Annotated in this window: 16 protein-coding genes; 15 read left to right on the top strand and 1 reads right to left on the bottom strand. The window is 62.6% G+C overall.

The window, feature by feature from the left end; genetic code table 11:
• The first annotated feature begins 50 nt into the window (after positions 1-50).
• From hisC to cysM, 13 genes are all read left to right on the top strand, one after another.
• Positions 51-1,163 carry a histidinol-phosphate transaminase gene (hisC, locus tag AC3WOG_RS15955; protein WP_492578883.1) on the top strand — a complete coding sequence of 371 codons (1,113 nt, stop codon included), beginning with the start codon at positions 51-53 and terminating at the stop codon, positions 1,161-1,163.
• A 52-nt stretch (positions 1,164-1,215) separates the two neighbouring features.
• Positions 1,216-2,157 (top strand): prephenate dehydrogenase, encoded by a 942-nt coding sequence (locus AC3WOG_RS15950; protein ID WP_492579818.1) that lies wholly within the window; start codon positions 1,216-1,218, stop codon positions 2,155-2,157.
• Positions 2,158-2,176: 19 nt separating this feature from the next.
• A complete protein-coding gene (gene aroA / locus AC3WOG_RS15945) occupies positions 2,177-3,481 on the top strand; it encodes a 3-phosphoshikimate 1-carboxyvinyltransferase (protein WP_492578882.1) in 1,305 nt (434 codons plus the stop codon).
• A 35-nt stretch (positions 3,482-3,516) separates the two neighbouring features.
• Positions 3,517-4,203: a (d)CMP kinase gene (gene cmk, locus AC3WOG_RS15940; RefSeq protein ID WP_492578881.1), complete on the top strand. Its 687-nt coding sequence runs from the start codon at positions 3,517-3,519 to the stop codon at positions 4,201-4,203.
• 163 nt (positions 4,204-4,366) lie between these two features.
• On the top strand, positions 4,367-6,097 hold the full coding sequence (gene rpsA, locus AC3WOG_RS15935) for a 30S ribosomal protein S1 (protein WP_410837282.1): 1,731 nt from the start codon (positions 4,367-4,369) through the stop codon (positions 6,095-6,097).
• Between the two features lie 22 nt (positions 6,098-6,119).
• Positions 6,120-6,443, top strand: coding sequence for an integration host factor subunit beta (locus tag AC3WOG_RS15930; RefSeq protein WP_007180889.1), 324 nt, complete (start codon positions 6,120-6,122; stop codon positions 6,441-6,443).
• A gap of 344 nt (positions 6,444-6,787) precedes the next feature.
• The gene (locus tag AC3WOG_RS15925) at positions 6,788-7,081 is read left to right on the top strand and encodes a LapA family protein (RefSeq protein ID WP_091800094.1); all 294 of its coding nucleotides are present in this window, start codon (positions 6,788-6,790) and stop codon (positions 7,079-7,081) included.
• A gap of 75 nt (positions 7,082-7,156) precedes the next feature.
• Positions 7,157-8,332, top strand: coding sequence for a lipopolysaccharide assembly protein LapB (lapB, locus tag AC3WOG_RS15920; RefSeq protein ID WP_492578880.1), 1,176 nt, complete (start codon positions 7,157-7,159; stop codon positions 8,330-8,332).
• Positions 8,333-8,476: 144 nt separating this feature from the next.
• The gene (locus tag AC3WOG_RS15915) at positions 8,477-9,892 is read left to right on the top strand and encodes a UDP-glucose dehydrogenase family protein (RefSeq protein ID WP_492578879.1); all 1,416 of its coding nucleotides are present in this window, start codon (positions 8,477-8,479) and stop codon (positions 9,890-9,892) included.
• Complete coding sequence (gene rfaE1 / locus AC3WOG_RS15910; protein ID WP_492578878.1) at positions 9,846-10,853, top strand: D-glycero-beta-D-manno-heptose-7-phosphate kinase; 1,008 nt, start codon at positions 9,846-9,848, stop codon at positions 10,851-10,853. Before AC3WOG_RS15915 ends, rfaE1 begins: the two co-directional genes overlap by 47 nt.
• Before the next feature lie 143 nt (positions 10,854-10,996).
• Positions 10,997-11,989: an ADP-glyceromanno-heptose 6-epimerase gene (gene rfaD / locus AC3WOG_RS15905; RefSeq protein ID WP_492578877.1), complete on the top strand. Its 993-nt coding sequence runs from the start codon at positions 10,997-10,999 to the stop codon at positions 11,987-11,989.
• A gap of 77 nt (positions 11,990-12,066) precedes the next feature.
• Complete coding sequence (locus AC3WOG_RS15900; RefSeq protein WP_492578876.1) at positions 12,067-12,432, top strand: ComEA family DNA-binding protein; 366 nt, start codon at positions 12,067-12,069, stop codon at positions 12,430-12,432.
• A gap of 298 nt (positions 12,433-12,730) precedes the next feature.
• Positions 12,731-13,633 carry a cysteine synthase CysM gene (cysM, locus tag AC3WOG_RS15895; protein WP_492578875.1) on the top strand — a complete coding sequence of 301 codons (903 nt, stop codon included), beginning with the start codon at positions 12,731-12,733 and terminating at the stop codon, positions 13,631-13,633.
• 95 nt (positions 13,634-13,728) lie between these two features.
• Here cysM and mltB read toward each other — a convergent pair whose 3' ends face one another.
• Entirely contained in the window at positions 13,729-14,958 is a 1,230-nt protein-coding gene (mltB, locus tag AC3WOG_RS15890) for a lytic murein transglycosylase B (RefSeq protein WP_492578874.1), read from the bottom strand.
• Positions 14,959-15,159: 201 nt separating this feature from the next.
• Here mltB and AC3WOG_RS15885 point away from each other — a divergent pair, with 201 nt between their 5' ends.
• Positions 15,160-16,083 carry a histone deacetylase family protein gene (locus AC3WOG_RS15885; protein ID WP_492578873.1) on the top strand — a complete coding sequence of 308 codons (924 nt, stop codon included), beginning with the start codon at positions 15,160-15,162 and terminating at the stop codon, positions 16,081-16,083.
• A 38-nt stretch (positions 16,084-16,121) separates the two neighbouring features.
• Positions 16,122-16,922 (top strand): enoyl-CoA hydratase, encoded by an 801-nt coding sequence (locus AC3WOG_RS15880; RefSeq protein ID WP_492578872.1) that lies wholly within the window; start codon positions 16,122-16,124, stop codon positions 16,920-16,922.
• Positions 16,923-16,950 lie beyond the last annotated feature (28 nt).

Raw genomic sequence — 16,950 nt, 5'->3', positions numbered from 1 at the left:
CGAGCGCGCCGGCCGCGCATTCATTTACTAAATAGTTGTTCGGAGATTTCATGACAGCGTCCTTCGGTCCTTCCTATGTGCGCGCGATTGCGCCTTACATCGCCGGCAAACCGATTTCGGAAGTGGCACGCGAGTTCGGCCTCGACGAAGCGACCATCGTGAAGCTGGCGTCGAATGAAAATCCGCTCGGCATGCCGGAGTCGGCGCAGCGCGCCATGGCGCAGGCCGCCAGCGAACTCGGCCGCTATCCGGATGCGAACGCGTTCGAACTGAAGGCGGCGTTGAGCGAGCGCTACGGCGTGCCGGCTGATTGGGTCACGCTTGGCAACGGCAGCAACGATATCCTCGAAATCGCTGCGCACGCGGTGGTGGAGAAGGGCCAGTCGGTCGTGTACGCGCAGTATTCGTTCGCTGTGTACGCACTGGCCACGCAAGGCGTGGGCGCACGCGCGATCGTCGTGCCGGCCGTCAAGTACGGCCACGACCTCGATGCGATGCTCGCCGCGATCACTGACGATACGCGCCTGATCTTCGTCGCGAACCCGAACAACCCGACCGGCACGTTCATCGAAGGCCCGAAACTCGAAGCGTTTCTCGACAAGGTGCCGCGTAACGTGGTCGTCGTGCTGGATGAGGCGTACACCGAATATCTGCCGCGAGAAAAGCGCTACGACTCGATCGCGTGGGTGCGCCGTTATCCGAATCTGCTGGTGTCGCGCACGTTCTCGAAGGCGTTTGGTCTGGCCGGCTTGCGCGTCGGCTTCGCGATCGCTCAGCCCGAATTGACCGATCTGCTGAACCGTCTGCGTCAGCCGTTCAACGTGAACACGCTGGCGCAAGCCGCGGCGATCGCGGCGCTGAACGACAAGGCGTTTCTGGAAAAGAGCGCGGCGTTGAATGCGCAAGGCTACCGTCGCCTGACCGAAGCATTCGACAAGCTCGGCCTCGAATATGTGCCGTCGGACGGCAACTTCGTACTGGTGCGTGTCGGCAACGAAGACGCAGCCGGCAATCGCGTCAACCTCGAATTGTTGAAGCAGGGCGTGATCGTTCGACCGGTCGGCAATTACGGTTTGCCGCAATGGCTGCGCATCACGATCGGCCTGCCGGAAGAAAACGAAGCGTTCCTTGCGGCGCTTGAGAAAACGCTCGCCACCGCATAAGCGGTAGACCTTGACCCGCGCGCCTGGATTGATCTGCGGCGCGCTTTTTTCTGTGATCGACGTGGCCGCGTTCTCTTTTAACAAACTGGTGATTTTCGGTGTCGGCCTGATCGGCGGATCGCTCGCTCGCGCGTTGCGCGAGCGCGGCGACGCGGCAGGCGCGCGCACGGTGATCGGGGTCGGGCGTTCGCCCGCGTCGACCGCGCGAGCGCTGGAATTGGGCGTAATCGACGGAACTGCGGCGCTGAATGACGATGCCGCGTTGCGTGAAGCATTGTCCGGCGCAGATCTCGTGTTGCTTGCCGCGCCTGTCGCGCAGACTCAGCCGCTGCTCGAACGCATCGCGCCGTTTCTCGACGCGGGCACGATCGTCACGGACGCAGGCAGCACCAAATCCGACGTGGTCGCCGCTGCTCGGGCGGCGCTCGGTGCGCGGATCAGCCAATTCGTGCCGGGCCATCCGATTGCCGGGCGTGAGTCGAGCGGGGTGGATGCCGCCTTGCCCGACCTGTATGTGAACCGCAACGTCGTGTTGTGCGCGCTGCCGGAGAGCGTGCCCGAGGCCGTCGCGCGGGTTACCGCGATGTGGGCTGCCACCGGCGCCGCCGTGCACGAGATGACGCCGGAGCAGCATGACCGCGTGTTCGCGTCGGTCAGCCATTTGCCGCACGTGTTGTCGTTCGCGCTGGTCGAACAGATTCTCAATTCGCCTGACGCCGCGCTGAAATTTTCATTTGCTGCCGGCGGCTTCCGCGATTTCACGCGGATCGCTGCGTCGAGCCCGGAAATGTGGCGCGACGTGTGCGTCGCGAATCGCGTCGCGCTGCTCGACGAACTCGATGCCTACGCGGCGGTGCTCGCGCGCTTGCGGGCGGCGATCGAGGCTGCCGACGGCGCCGCGCTCGAAGCCGTGTTCGCGCGCTCGCGTGTCGCGCGCACCGAGTGGCAGGAACAGCGCGGTGCGGCTGTCGCGCCCAGCGACGCCTTGAAATAACCGGAAACTGGACTCAATCATGGAATTCCTCGATCTCGGACCGTTTTCCCGTGCGTCCGGCACGATTCGTCTGCCAGGCTCGAAGAGCATTTCGAACCGGGTGTTGCTGCTCGCGGCGCTCGCCGAAGGCGAAACGACCATTACGAATCTGCTCGATTCGGACGACACGCGCGTGATGCTCGACGCGCTCGAAAAGCTCGGCGTGCGCCTGAAGCGCGACGGCGACACCTGCGTCGTAACCGGCACGCGTGGCGCGTTCACCGCTCGTACCGCCGACCTGTTCCTCGGCAACGCGGGCACGGCGGTGCGTCCGCTGACGGCAGCGCTCGCGGTCAACGGCGGCGACTATCGCGTGCACGGCGTGCCGCGCATGCACGAGCGGCCGATCGGCGATCTGGTCGACGGCCTGCGGCAGATCGGCGCGAAGATCGACTACGAAGCGAATGAAGGCTATCCGCCGCTGCGGATTCGCCCGGCGCAGATTTCTGCTGACGCGCCGATCCGCGTGCGCGGCGACGTGTCGAGCCAGTTCCTCACCTCGCTGTTGATGACGCTGCCGCTGTTGCGCACCGAAAGCGGCGTCACGACCGTGCAGGTTGACGGCGAACTGATCTCGAAGCCGTATATCGAGATCACGATCAAGCTGATGGAGCGCTTCGGCATCAAGGTCGAGCGCAACGGCTGGCATCAGTTCGTGGTGCCGGCCGGCCGGCGCTATCAGTCGCCGGGCACGATCATGGTGGAAGGCGATGCGTCGTCGGCGTCGTATTTTCTGGCGGCCGGCGCGCTCGGCGGCGGGCCGCTGCGGGTGGAAGGCGTCGGCCGGGCCAGCATCCAGGGCGACGTCGGTTTTGCCGATGCGCTGATCAAAATGGGCGCGAACCTGCAGATGGGCGACGACTGGATCGAAGTGCGCGGCGTCGGCCATGACAGCGGCAAGCTCGAGCCGATCGACATGGACTTCAACCTGATTCCCGACGCGGCGATGACCATCGCCGTCGCCGCGCTGTTCGCCGATGGCACGACCACGTTGCGCAACATTGCCAGCTGGCGCGTGAAGGAAACCGACCGGATCGCCGCGATGGCAACAGAACTGCGCAAGGTCGGCGCGAAAGTGCGGGAGGGCGAGGATTTCCTCGTCGTTACGCCGCCTGAAAAACTGATTCCGAACGCCTCGATCGACACTTACGACGATCACCGCATGGCGATGTGCTTCTCGTTGGTGAGTCTCGGCGGCGTGCCGATCCGGATCAACGACCCCAAATGCGTCGGCAAGACGTTCCCCGATTATTTCGAGCGCTTTATCGCGCTCGCTCAACCCTGATTCGTCCCCGAATCGACTGACGTGCGACTTTTTCGATGAAACCGACCCGTCCCTTTCACCAGACGCCCGTCATTACGATCGACGGCCCGAGTGCCTCCGGCAAAGGCACCGTGGCCGCGCTGGTTGCCGCGAGCCTCGGCTTCCACCTGCTGGATAGCGGCGCGCTGTACCGGCTCGCCGCGCTCGCCAGCATGCGCTACGACATTGCGCCGGACGATGCCGACGCGCTTGCAAAGCTGATTGACGACCTGCATATCACGTTTCGCGAGGGCCTCGCGCAGCTCGACGGCGTCGACGTATCCGCCGACATTCGCGCGGAGGAGGTCGGCAGCCGCGCCTCCGCGATCGCCGTGCACGCGCCCGTGCGCGCCGCGCTGGTGGCGCGTCAGCGGGCTTTTCGCAAGGAGCCGGGGCTGGTCGCCGACGGCCGCGACATGGGCACGGCGATCTTCCAGGACGCGATTCTGAAGGTGTTCCTGACAGCCAGCGTCGAGGCCCGCGCTGCGCGCCGGCATAAGCAATTGATCCAAAAAGGATTTTCTGCTAATATAGATGACTTGCTCCGGGATTTGCGTGAGCGCGATGAGCGTGACAGTCAGCGCGCAGCCGCGCCGCTCAAGCCCGCAGCAGATGCAAAGCTGCTTGATACCTCCGCGTTGTCGGTCGACCAGGCGGTCGAACAGGTGGTGCAGTGGTATGAAGCTTTAGTCCCGCATGCTTGATGAATGTACGAATTGCGCATAAGCCGCGGGCGCAGTAGAAGTTCTGTTGTCAGTAGGTGCTCCGCGATGGTCGTGGAGCGTGTATTAACCCCTTAACCCCGCGTGGCATTCGCATTCTTGCCGAAGTTGCTGACCGTCCGGCCAGCCGGGCACCGCGAGAACCATGCAAATTTTGATTTTTATGTCCGACCTGCAAACCTCTACCCCGAATACCGAATCTTTTGCGGCTCTGTTCGAAGAGTCGCTGACCAAGCAAGACATGCGCGCTGGCGAAGTGATCTCCGCCGAAGTCGTGCGCGTTGACCACAACTTCGTGGTCGTCAACGCTGGTCTCAAGTCCGAAGCCTACATCCCGCTCGAAGAGTTCCTGAACGACGCGGGCGAGGTAGAAGTGCAGGCGGGCGACTTCGTTTCCGTCGCGATCGACGCGCTGGAAAACGGCTATGGCGACACCATCCTGTCGCGCGACAAGGCGAAGCGTCTGGCTTCGTGGCTGTCGCTGGAAAAGGCGCTCGACAACAACGAACTCGTGACCGGCACGATCACGGGCAAGGTCAAGGGCGGCATGACCGTCATGGTCAACGGCATCCGCGCGTTCCTGCCGGGTTCGCTGGTTGACACGCGTCCGGTCAAGGACACGACCCCGTACGAAGGCAAGACCCTCGAATTCCGCGTCATCAAGCTCGACCGCAAGCGTAACAACGTCGTGCTGTCGCGCCGCGCTGTGATCGAAGCGACCCAAGGCGAAGAGCGCGCAAAGCTGCTCGAAACGCTGAAGGAAGGCGCGATCGTCGAAGGCGTGGTGAAGAACATCACCGATTACGGCGCATTCGTGGACCTCGGCGGTATCGACGGTCTGCTGCACATCACCGACATCGCATGGCGTCGTGTGCGTCACCCGAGCGAAGTGCTGTCGGTTGGCCAGGAAGTCACCGCGAAGATCCTCAAGTTCGATCAAGAGAAGAACCGCGTTTCGCTGGGCATCAAGCAACTGGGCGACGATCCGTGGGAAGGCATTTCGCGCCGCTACCCGTCGGGCACGCGCCTGTTCGGTAAGGTCACCAACATCACCGACTACGGCGCATTCGTCGAAGTGGAATCGGGCATCGAAGGCCTCGTCCACGTGTCGGAAATGGACTGGACGAACAAGAACGTTGCACCGTCGAAGGTTGTGCAGCTGGGCGACGAAGTCGAAGTCATGGTTCTCGAAATCGACGAAGACCGCCGCCGTATCAGCCTCGGCATGAAGCAATGCAAGCCGAACCCGTGGGACGACTTCAGCCGCAACTTCAAGAAGGGCGACAAGCTGCAAGGCGCAATCAAGTCGATCACCGACTTCGGCGTCTTCATCGGTCTGCCGGGCGGCATCGACGGTCTGGTTCACCTGTCGGACCTGTCGTGGAGCGAAACGGGCGAAGAAGCTGTTCGCAAGTACAAGAAGGGCGACGAAGTGGAAGCAATCGTTCTCGGCATCGACGTCGAGAAGGAACGCATTTCGCTGGGCATCAAGCAGCTCGAAGGCGACCCGTTCAGCAACTTCGTTGCAATGAACGACAAGGGTTCGATCGTCGACGGCGTGGTCAAGACGGTGGACGCGAAGGGTGCAGTGGTTCAGCTGTCGGCGGAAGTCGAAGGCTACCTGCGCGCTTCGGAAATCGCCCAGGACCGCGTGGAAGATGCTCGCAACGTGCTGAAGGAAGGCGACAAGGTCAACGCGATGATCATCAACATCGATCGCAAGTCGCGTGGCATCAACCTGTCGATCAAGGCCAAGGACTCGGCCGAACAGCAGGAAGCGATTCGTGGCCTCGCGTCGGACAACAGCTCGGCTGCAACCGGCACGACGAACCTCGGCGCGCTGTTGAAGGCCAAGCTCGACGGCCAGAACCAGTAAGCTCTGAGAGGTCTGCTGCAGTATGACCAAATCGGAATTGGTCGCCCAGCTGGCTACGCGATTTCCGCAACTTGTCCTCAAGGATGCGGATTTCGCGGTGAAGACGATGCTTGATGCGATGTCGGAGGCGCTTGCCAACGGTCATCGCATCGAAATTCGCGGCTTCGGCAGCTTCGGCCTCAATCGTCGTCCTTCCCGCGTCGGGCGTAATCCGAAGTCGGGCGAGAAGGTGCTGGTACCTGAGAAGTACGTACCGCACTTCAAGCCTGGCAAGGAATTGCGCGAGCGGGTCGATCGGCGTGCGGGCGAGCCGTTGAAGGCCGAAGAGCCGGATGACGATCTGTAAAACCTCGCTGTGCGGTTCGTAGCGTGGCATCGGTAGCGTCAGCGGCCAAAGCCAGACGGCAAAAGACCAGAAAAAGCGCCTTCGGGCGCTTTTTTTTCGTCTGCATTTTCGTTTGTACGCTGGATGCGGCGTGTAGAGGCGCACGGCGCATCCTGAAACCAAACATGCCCGCGAATGCATTCGCTTGCGGCAAGATAAAACTCGCGTAAGTCCGCAATCAGCCAGTTCCTGCCCAGCCGCGAGGGCTTCAATTACAATACGGGTCACTTCGGCGCGGGCAACACCGTGGCGCGACGCGTCATCAAGCCGGCGTCACCCCGCAACTGCCGTCAAGAGACCTATTCATGAAATTTATCGTCTGGCTGATCCGTGTACTGGTGTTCGTGCTGCTGCTGGTGCTCGCGCTCTCCAATACGCAACCCGCTACGCTGAATTTCCTCGCTGGCTACGCCTGGTCGGCTCCGTTGATCCTGATCGGCCTTGCCTTCTTCGTGGTTGGGCTGCTGGCCGGGTTGGTGTCGTCGATGCCGGCCATGGTGCGCTTGCGTATGGAGAACGGCCGGCTCAAGCGCGAGTTGCGGGTAGCGCGCGAAACACCGGTGGTGGTCGAACAGCCGCCGATGCCGCCGCTGATCTAAGTTTTCTTCCGCCGCGTGTACTGACCGTGCGCGCGGCTTTCCGTTTTTGCCTTCCCGCTCGTTTGCATTAATCGCATGGATCTAGACTTCTGGTGGCTGCTTGCCGTACCCGTCGCTTTCGCGTTCGGCTGGATGGCCGCGCGCTACGACCTCAAGACGCTGCTGTCTGAAAGCGCCAACCTGCCGCGTTCGTATTTCCGTGGCCTGAATTTCCTGCTCAATGAGCAGCCGGATCAAGCGATCGATGCGTTCATCGAAGTGGTCAAGCTCGACCCGGAAACGGTCGAGTTGCACTTCGCGCTGGGAAATCTGTTCCGGCGCCGCGGCGAGACCGACCGCGCGATTCGCGTGCATCAGAACCTGCTGAGCCGAGCCGATCTGCCTGTCACCGAGCGCGATCACGCGCTGTACGAATTGGGCCAGGACTTCCTCAAGGCGGGCCTGCTCGATCGCGCGGAGGAAACTTTCCGCTCGCTCGAAACGGGCGACTATGCGTTGGGCGCCCAACGCGCGCTGCTGACGATCTACGAAATCGAGAAAGACTGGGTCAAGTCGATCGACACCGCGCGTCATCTGGAAACGATGGGCGCTGAATCGCTCGACAAGGAAATCGCGCAATTCCATTGCGAACTGGCCCAGGAAGCGCTGCAACAGAAGAACCCGGACGAAGCGCGCCGTCAGCTTGGCTTTGCGTTGAAGGCCAATCCGACTAACGTGCGCGCCACGATCCTGTTCGGCGACGTCGATGCGACAGGCGATGCGCAAGAGGCCGCCATTACCCAATGGCGGCGCGTCGAGGAACAGAATCCGGCGTATCTGCCGCTCGTCGCCGAAAAGCTGATGAAGGCCTACGAAGCGCTCGGCCGCCCGCAAGAGGGTGCCGATCTGCTGACCACGTGGGTGGATCGCTATCCGTCGAACGATCTGCTCGACGTCGCGTATCAGCACGTCGCGGCGTTGCGCGGTCCCGACGCCGCTCATGCGCTGGCGCGCTCGCAGATGCAGAAGTCACCTAATCTGGCAGGTATGACGCGTCTTCTGGAAGCGCAGCAAGCCGTCGCGGAAGAGCCGCGGCGCAGCGAGCTCGAGCTGATGCGCACGCTGATCCGTCAGCGCACCAAAAATCTGCCACGGTATACGTGCCAGAATTGCGGTTTTCGGGCGCGGCTTTTCTACTGGCAGTGCCCAGGTTGCAGCGGTTGGGAAACCTATGCGCCGCGTCGCGTCGAACCGATCACTGCGTCGAATTGACGCCACAGCGACCGCGCCGGCACCGGCCGCGCGGCTGCTTCGCCACGCGCATGGCAACAGCGCATGCGTGGGCGGACCTCGCAACGTGTTCATAACCGGCTTCATCACCGGGAATCATCACCGGAACCCTCTACCGGAAAGCGTATGAAAATCACCATTATCGGCACAGGCTATGTCGGCCTCGTCACTGGCGCGTGTCTCGCCGAAATCGGCCACGACGTCTTCTGTCTCGACGTCGATCCGCGCAAGATCGAAATCCTCAATAACGGCGGCGTGCCGATTCACGAGCCGGGTTTGCAGGAGATCATCGCCCGCACGCGCGCGGCTCGCCGCATCACGTTTTCGACGGACATCGAAGCGAGCGTCGCGCACGGCGACGTGCAGTTCATCGCCGTCGGCACGCCGCCCGACGAGGACGGCTCGGCCGATCTGCAATACGTGCTTGAAGCTGCGCGCAGTATCGGCCGCACGATGAACGGCTTCAAGGTGATCGTCGACAAATCGACGGTGCCGGTCGGCACCGCGCAGCGCGTGCGCGCGGTGGTCGAAGAGGAACTGGCCAGGCGTGGCCTCGCCGACAGCGAGCAGCACCGCGTCTCGGTAGTCTCCAATCCTGAGTTTCTGAAAGAAGGCGCGGCGGTGGACGATTTCATGCGCCCCGATCGCATCGTGATCGGCAGCGACGAAGACGAAGCCGGCCTGCGCGCGCGCGAACTGATGAAGCGTCTGTACGCGCCGTTCAACCGCAATCACGAACGCACGCTGTATATGGACGTGCGCTCGGCCGAGTTCACGAAATACGCAGCCAATGCGATGCTCGCCACGCGCATCTCGTTCATGAACGAGATGTCGAATCTGGCGGATCGCGTCGGCGCGGACATAGAAGCAGTGCGTCGCGGTATCGGTTCGGACCCACGTATCGGCTATCACTTCCTGTATGCCGGTTGCGGCTACGGCGGATCGTGCTTCCCGAAGGACGTGCAGGCGTTGATTCGTACCGCGAGTGAAAGCGGCCACAATCTGCGCATCCTCGAAGCCGTCGAGGACGTGAACTACAAGCAGAAGGACGTGCTGGTGCGCAAGATCACGCACAAGCTCGGCGAAGATCTGAGCGGCCGCACCTTTGCCGTGTGGGGGCTCGCGTTCAAGCCGAATACCGACGACATGCGCGAAGCGCCGAGCCGCCGCGTGATCGCCGAGTTGCTGGCGCGGGGCGCGCAGGTGCGCGCGTACGATCCGGTCGCGGTGGCTGAAGCGCACCGCGTGTTCGCGATCGATTTGCACTACGCGCCGGAGCAGCTCGCGCGTCTGCATTTCACGAGCACCCAGGACGAAACGCTCACCGGCGCCGACGCGCTTGTGATCGTCACCGAATGGAAGGAATTCAAGAGCCCGGATTTCATGCATCTGAAATCGGTGCTGAAGTCACCGCTGATTTTCGACGGCCGTAACCTGTACGAACCGGACGCGATGACCGAGCTCGGCTTCGACTATCACTCGATTGGACGACCTTATGCCCAACCCTTCGAACTTCCGGCCGATGCCGCAAACCATGCCTGAGGCCGCTCAGTCCAGGTCCACGGCCGAGCTCACCGTGGTACCGCGTGCGCAGCTCGGCGCCGCGCGTGTGCTGGTGGTCGGCGATGTGATGCTCGATCGCTACTGGTTCGGCGATGTGAACCGCATCTCGCCGGAAGCGCCGGTGCCGGTCGTGCACGTGCAGCGCCAGGAAGACCGGCTCGGTGGCGCCGCAAACGTGGCACGCAATGCGGTTGCGCTGGGCGCGCAAGCTGGTTTGTTGTGTGTAGTCGGCCATGACGAACCCGGCGAGCGAATCGTGCAGTTGCTCAGCGAAAGCGGTGTGACGCCGCATCTCGAACGCGACCCCGCGTTGCTCACCACGATCAAATTGCGCGTGCTGTCGCGTCAGCAACAGCTGCTGCGCGTCGACTTCGAAAACACGCCGGCTCACGAAGTGCTGCTCGCGGGTCTCGCCCGTTTCGATGACTTGCTGCCGACGCATGACGTGATCCTGATGTCGGATTATGCGAAGGGCGGTCTTACGCACGTCACGCAGATGATCGCGAAGGCGCATGCGGCGGGCAAGCCGGTGCTGGTCGATCCGAAGGGCGACGACTGGGAGCGCTATCGGGGGGCGACGCTGATCACGCCGAATCGCGCCGAGCTGCGCGAAGTGGTAGGCCAGTGGAAATCCGAAGAAGATCTGATCGCGCGCGTGACCAGACTGCGCGCCGATCTCGACTTCAAGGCGCTGCTGTTGACGCGTTCGGAAGAGGGCATGACGCTCTTCTCCGACGACGGCATCCTGCACGCTTCGGCCGTAGCACGCGAAGTGTATGATGTATCGGGCGCGGGCGACACCGTGATCGCCACACTTGCCGCGATGCTCGGCGCGGGCCTCACGCTGGTCGAGGCGGTTGGGCTCGCGAACCGCGCGGCCGGCATCGTGGTCGGTAAGCTCGGCACTGCTACCGTCGACTACGACGAACTCTTTCATTGATGCGGCCCGCCCGGTCTCCCGTTTTACGCCCGGTTGCGGCGCGAAACAGGTGAGCCGCGGGGCGTCAACTGAACCTGTCGATCGGAGTTAGCGCTTTGGCGCTTACTCCGATCCCATGCAAAGCTCACTAGCGCAGGACCATCATGACCCTCATCGTCACCGGCGCGGCCGGCTTTATCGGCAGCAATCTCGTGAAGGCGCTCAACGATCGCGGCGAGCAACGCATCATCGCGGTCGACAACCTCACGCGAGCGGACAAATTCAAGAATCTCGTCGACTGCGAAATCGACGACTATCTCGACAAGACCGAATTCGTCGAACGCTTCAAGCGCGGCGACTTCGGCAAAGTGCGCGCGATTTTCCACGAAGGCGCCTGCTCGGACACGATGGAAACCGACGGCCGCTACATGATGGACAACAACTTCCGCTATAGCCGCGACGTGCTCGACGTGTGTCTCGCGCAGAACATCCAGTTTCTGTATGCGTCTTCGGCGGCGACGTACGGCGGCTCGAGCCGTTTCGTCGAAGAGCGCGACGTCGAGCAGCCGCTGAACGTATACGGCTATTCGAAGTTCCTGTTCGACCAGGTGATCCGCCGCGTGCTGCCCACCGCGAAGAGCCAGATCGCGGGCTTCCGTTACTTCAACGTGTACGGTCCGCGCGAAACGCATAAGGCGCGCATGGCGTCGGTGGCATTCCACAACTTCAACCAGTTCCGCGCCGAAGGCAAGGTCAAGCTGTTCGGCGAGTACAACGGTTATGCCGCGGGCGAACAGACGCGCGATTTCGTTTCCGTCGAAGACGTGGTGAAGGTCAACCTGTTCTTCTTCGACAACCCGGACAAGTCGGGCATCTTCAACCTGGGCAGCGGCCGCGCGCAGCCGTTCAACGACATCGCGACCACAGTGGTCAACACGCTGCGCTCGCTGAACAACGAAGCGCCGTTATCGCTCGCTGATCAGGTGCAGCGCGGGCTGATCGAATACATTCCGTTCCCCGATGCATTGCGTGGCAAGTACCAATGCTTCACGCAAGCGGACCAGTCGAAGCTGCGCGCGGCGGGCTACGACGCGCCGTTTTTGAGCGTGCAGGAAGGTGTCGATCGTTACGTACGTTGGCTATTCGGCCAGGTGTAAATCTTTCGCATCCCTCTTTAAACTGGAATCTCCCGGTTGGTGATGGTCGCCAACCGGTTGTACGAGGGAGATTCCATATGTTTCGAAAAATTCTGGTTACCGCGGCTATGCTCGCCGCTTTCGGCCACGCGTATGCGGCGGTCGACGTCAACACGGCTAACGAGGATGCGCTGCGCGGCATCAAGGGCATCGGTGCTGCCAAAGCGAAAGCCATTCTCGAAGAGCGTTCGACGCATGGTCCATTCAAAGACCCGGCCGATCTCGGCAAGCGCGTCAAAGGCATGGGCGGGCATACCGTCGAGCGCCTGCAGGCGGAGGGTCTCGCTGTCGGTCCGGCTGGCGCGGCTGCTGGCGCGCAGGCTGCGGCGCCTCTCCAGACCAAAGGCGCGGCCGCTGCGGGCAATACGCAAAAGAGCGACGCCACTGTCGCGGTGAAGAAATAGTCTGACGCGGGCCTTGCGCGCGGGGCTGGTCGTCCACGCGCAGCGTTTGCTAACGTAGTTTCCATTCATGGCCGGAGTTGACAAGAACACTCCTTCAGCTGTCATGCGGATGACTGGCTCCCGCGGTTCTCAGCCGCGGGCTTTTTTGCGTGCCCGATGAGCGCCGAATGAGCGCTATGCACCAGCCGCCCGGCATCGCTGCATCCATACGGGTAGAAGGGCCGCGCGGCAGCCGCGCGCACGGTGGTTTAGAATTGATGAATTAAAGACTCCGCGCATCGACAGCACTAGAACCGATATGGCTTACAAAACGATTGAAGACACGATCGGCAATACGCCGCTCGTGCAACTCGTCCGGCTCCCCGACGACGATATCCGCAACCGCAACAATGTGATCCTCGCGAAGCTCGAGGGCAACAACCCTGCGGGTTCGGTGAAAGACCGTCCGGCGCTGTCGATGATCAAAAAAGCGGAAGCGCGCGGCCGCATCGAACCAGGTGACACGCTGATCGAACCGACCAGCGGCAACACCGGCATCGCGTTGGCGATGGCAGCGGCGATCCGCGGCTACAAGATGGTGCTGATCATGCCGGAAGATCTGTCGGTGGAGCGGCGTCAGAGCATGGCCGCCTACGGTGCGCAGATCGTGCTGACGCCGGTGACGGGCGGCATGGAATACGCCCGTGATCTCGCCGAGCAGATGCAGCGCGAAGGCAAGGGCATCATCCTCGACCAGTTCGCGAACCCGGACAATCCGGCCTCGCACGTCGAAGGAACCGGCCCGGAAATCTGGCGAGACACCGAAGGGCGCATCACGCACTTCGTGTCGTCGATGGGCACGACCGGCACGATCATGGGCGTGTCGACGTATTTGAAGGAAAAGAATCAGGCGATCGAAATCATCGGTGCGCAACCGGAGGAAGGCTCGCGCATTCCCGGCATCCGCAAGTGGCCGGAAGCGTATCTGCCGAAGATTTTCGATCGCAGCCGCGTGGACCGCGTCGAGAACGTGAGTCAGGCCGCAGCCGAAGCGATGGCGCGGCGTATGGCGTCGGTTGAAGGGATCTTCGCTGGCATTTCGTCGGGCGGCGCTTGCGAAGTGGCGCTGCGGGTCGCGCGCCAGGTCGAAAATGCGACGATCGTGTTTATCGTCTGCGATCGCGGTGACCGTTACCTGTCGACCGGTGTGTTTCCGGCTTGAGCGCGCGTAGCTGGCGTTAAGTCGTTTTAGCCATAAAAAAGCGCCGGTCCAGCCGGCGCTTTTTGTTTCGCTTTTTCCTGGTGTCGCAGCGCAGCTTACTGCGAAGCCGCACTTGGCGGCGCCGCATTGTTGCCGTTCGCCGCATCGCTCGCCGCCATCTGCGCTTTGACCCGCTCGCCTAACTGATAAACCGCGAGCGCATAAAAGAAGCTCCGGTTATAGCGCGTCAATACATAGAAGTTCTTCAAGCCCAGCATGTACTCGGTGCCCCGCCCCGGCGAGGGCAGATCGACCACCGTCACCGGCGTACCCGCTTCGGACGCGATATCGATCCCCGGCTCGTTCACAAGCAGCCCAGCGCGCAGCAGTTGTTGCAACGGCCAGTGCGGTTCCGGCTGACCGTCAGCGGCGGCTTGCGCAACGCCCAGGCTGCCCGCGTCCGTGCCGATCTTCCACACCACGGGCCGGCCGTTTTCCCAGCCGTTCTGACGCAGATAGTTCGCCACGCTGCCGATCGCATCCGCCTGGCTCGTGCGCAGATCGATCTGCTTGTTGCCGTCGTAGCTCACCGCGTATTGCACGATGCTGCTCGGCAGGAATTGCGGAATGCCGATCGCGCCGGTGTACGAGCCGAGTACCGTGGTCGGATCGATCTGCGAATCGCGCGTCCACACCAGATAGTCTTCGAGATTCTTGCGGAAGGTCGTCTGGCGATCCGCGCGATTGGCGGTGTTCGGGTAGTCGAAGCTGAGCGTGGTCAGCGCGTCGAGCACGCGGAAGTTGCCCATGAAGCGGCCGTAGATCGTCTCCACACCGATAATGCCGACCACCACCTCCGGCGGCACGCCGAACTCTTCGTAAGCACGTTGCAGCGTTGCCTGGTTGGCGCGCCAGAAGCGCACGCCGGCGTTGATGCGAATCTGGTCGAGAAAGCGCGACTGATACACGCGCCAGTTCTTGACCGACGGCGACGGCGACGGCGTGACGAGCTTGACTGCGGTCGCCGAATAGCTCACGCGCGCGAACAGCGCGTGCAGCGCGGCCTGGTCGAAGTCGTAGCGCGCGGACATGTCGTTGATGAACGCATCGACATTCGGATTATTCGCGTAGCGCTGCGGGATGATTTCTTCTTCGAAGGTTTGCCCCTGCGGCACCGCCTGTTGCGGCTGGCTTTGCGCGACCTGCAGCGGCAGCTTCTGCGCAGCGGTGCTTTGCGCCATTACCGGACTGGCTGCTGTGAACACGCACCATGCGACGGACAGTGCGGTGGCGACGCGCGTTGTGCGTAGCCGGTTTCGTGCAGACAGAGCAAGCTTGACGGTCATAGTGAGCTAGGGCGCAGTGCAAAAGAGACAGGAAAAAAACGGATCGGGGCAGTATACCCGACGCCTTCTGCAAAACTGCGCCCAGCACGTCACAGCCGCATCGTGTGGTAACTTGACGATAGTTGGCGCGCCGAGGGCGCGCGCCCTTGGACGGAGACACGCCGCGCACGCCTCGAAGGCGCCGCGCCGCAGAAGAGAATCATGGCAACAGGCTTTTATACTCACGCCGACTGTCTGCTGCACGATATGGGGCAATGGCATCCCGAATGCCCGGCGCGCCTGCAGGCAATCGAAGACCAACTGATCGCAAGCCGCATCGACTCGCTGATCGAACGCGAGTCGCCGCCGCTGGCCGATGAAGCCTCGTTATTGCGCGTGCATACCCAGGCGCACATCGATTACATCCGCAGCCGCTCGCCTGCCGAAGGCCTTGCCGAAATCGACCCCGACACCTCGATGAATCCGCACACCTTGCAGGCCGCGTTGCGTGCCGCGGGCGCCGCGGTAGCCGCCACCGACGCCGTCATCGAAGGCCGTTACGACAACGCGTTTTGCAGCGTGCGCCCGCCCGGCCACCATGCCGAGCCGGCGCGTGCGATGGGTTTCTGTTTCTTCAACAACGTTGCGATTGCCGCACGCCATGCGCTCGAAGTGCACGGCATGCAGCGCGTCGCGATCGTCGACTTCGACGTCCATCACGGCAACGGCACCGAGGCCGCCTTCTCGGGCGATTCGCGCGTGCTGATGTGCAGCATCTTCCAGCATCCGTTCTACCCGTTCACCGGCGCCGACAATCAGGCGCCCAACATGTGCAACGTGCCGATGCCGGCGCGCTCGAAGGGCATGGCGGTGCGCGAGGCGGTCGATATGCTGTGGCTGCCGCGTCTGCATGAATTCAAGCCGGAGATGATCTTCATCTCGGCCGGCTTCGACGCGCATCGCGAGGACGATCTCGGCAACATGGGCCTCGTCGAGGACGACTACGCGTGGATCACCGATCAGGTGCGCGAGATCGCGAACCGCTATGCGCGCGGACGTATCGTCAGTTGCCTGGAAGGCGGGTACAACCTGTCGGCGCTCGGGCGCAGCGTGGTCGCGCATGTGCGCGCGCTGGCCGGGATCTGAGGCGCGGCGCGAAAGCGAACTTCAATGAGGAGTAAGCCATGAATGCCGATGTGCGCAACGCTTCACTGCTGCAGATCGAACACGACGCTTATGGCGTGGCGGGCGCTGTGCTGGTGACGATGAACCGGCCGGACGCGTTCAATGCGCTGTCCGAAGCCTTGCTCGACGAGCTGCAGACGGTATTGGCGGAACTCGCGCAATCCGAAGCACGGGTGGTCGTGATCGCCGGTGCGGGCCGCGCCTTCTGCGCAGGGCACGATCTGAAGGAAATGCGCGCGGCGCCATCGCTTGCGTATTACCAGGCATTATTCGCACGCTGCACGAAGCTGATGCTGACGATTCAGCGCTTACCGCAACCGGTCATCGCGCGCGTGCACGGCATCGCCACGGCGGCCGGTTGCCAGCTTGTCGCGATGTGCGATCTCGCGGTCGCCGCCGATACAGCGCGGTTTGCCGTCTCGGGCGTCAACCTGGGCCTGTTTTGCGCAACGCCTTCGGTGCCGCTGTCGCGCAACCTGTCGCGCAAAGCGGCGCTCGAAATGTTACTGACGGGCGATTTCATCGATGCACCGGAGGCGAAGCGTCAGGGTCTTGTGAACCGCGTCGTGCCGGCGGACGCGCTCGACGCCGAGGTCGCGAAGCTCGCCACCAGCATCTGCGCGAAACCGGTCGAAGCAGTCAGCGCCGGCAAGGACCTGTTCTACCGTCAGCTCGAAATGGGCATTGAAGCGGCTTATCAGCTCGCGGGCCAGACAATGGCCTGCAACATGATGGACGACTCCGCGCTCGAAGGCGTGCAGGCATTCATCGACAAACGGCCGCCCGACTGGCAGCGCTAGGTGCGCTGCCGTTCGCGCCGGGCCTTCG

Source organism: Paraburkholderia sp. FW306-02-B (assembly GCF_058782725.1).
This window is presented reverse-complemented; position numbering and strand designations above follow the sequence as displayed.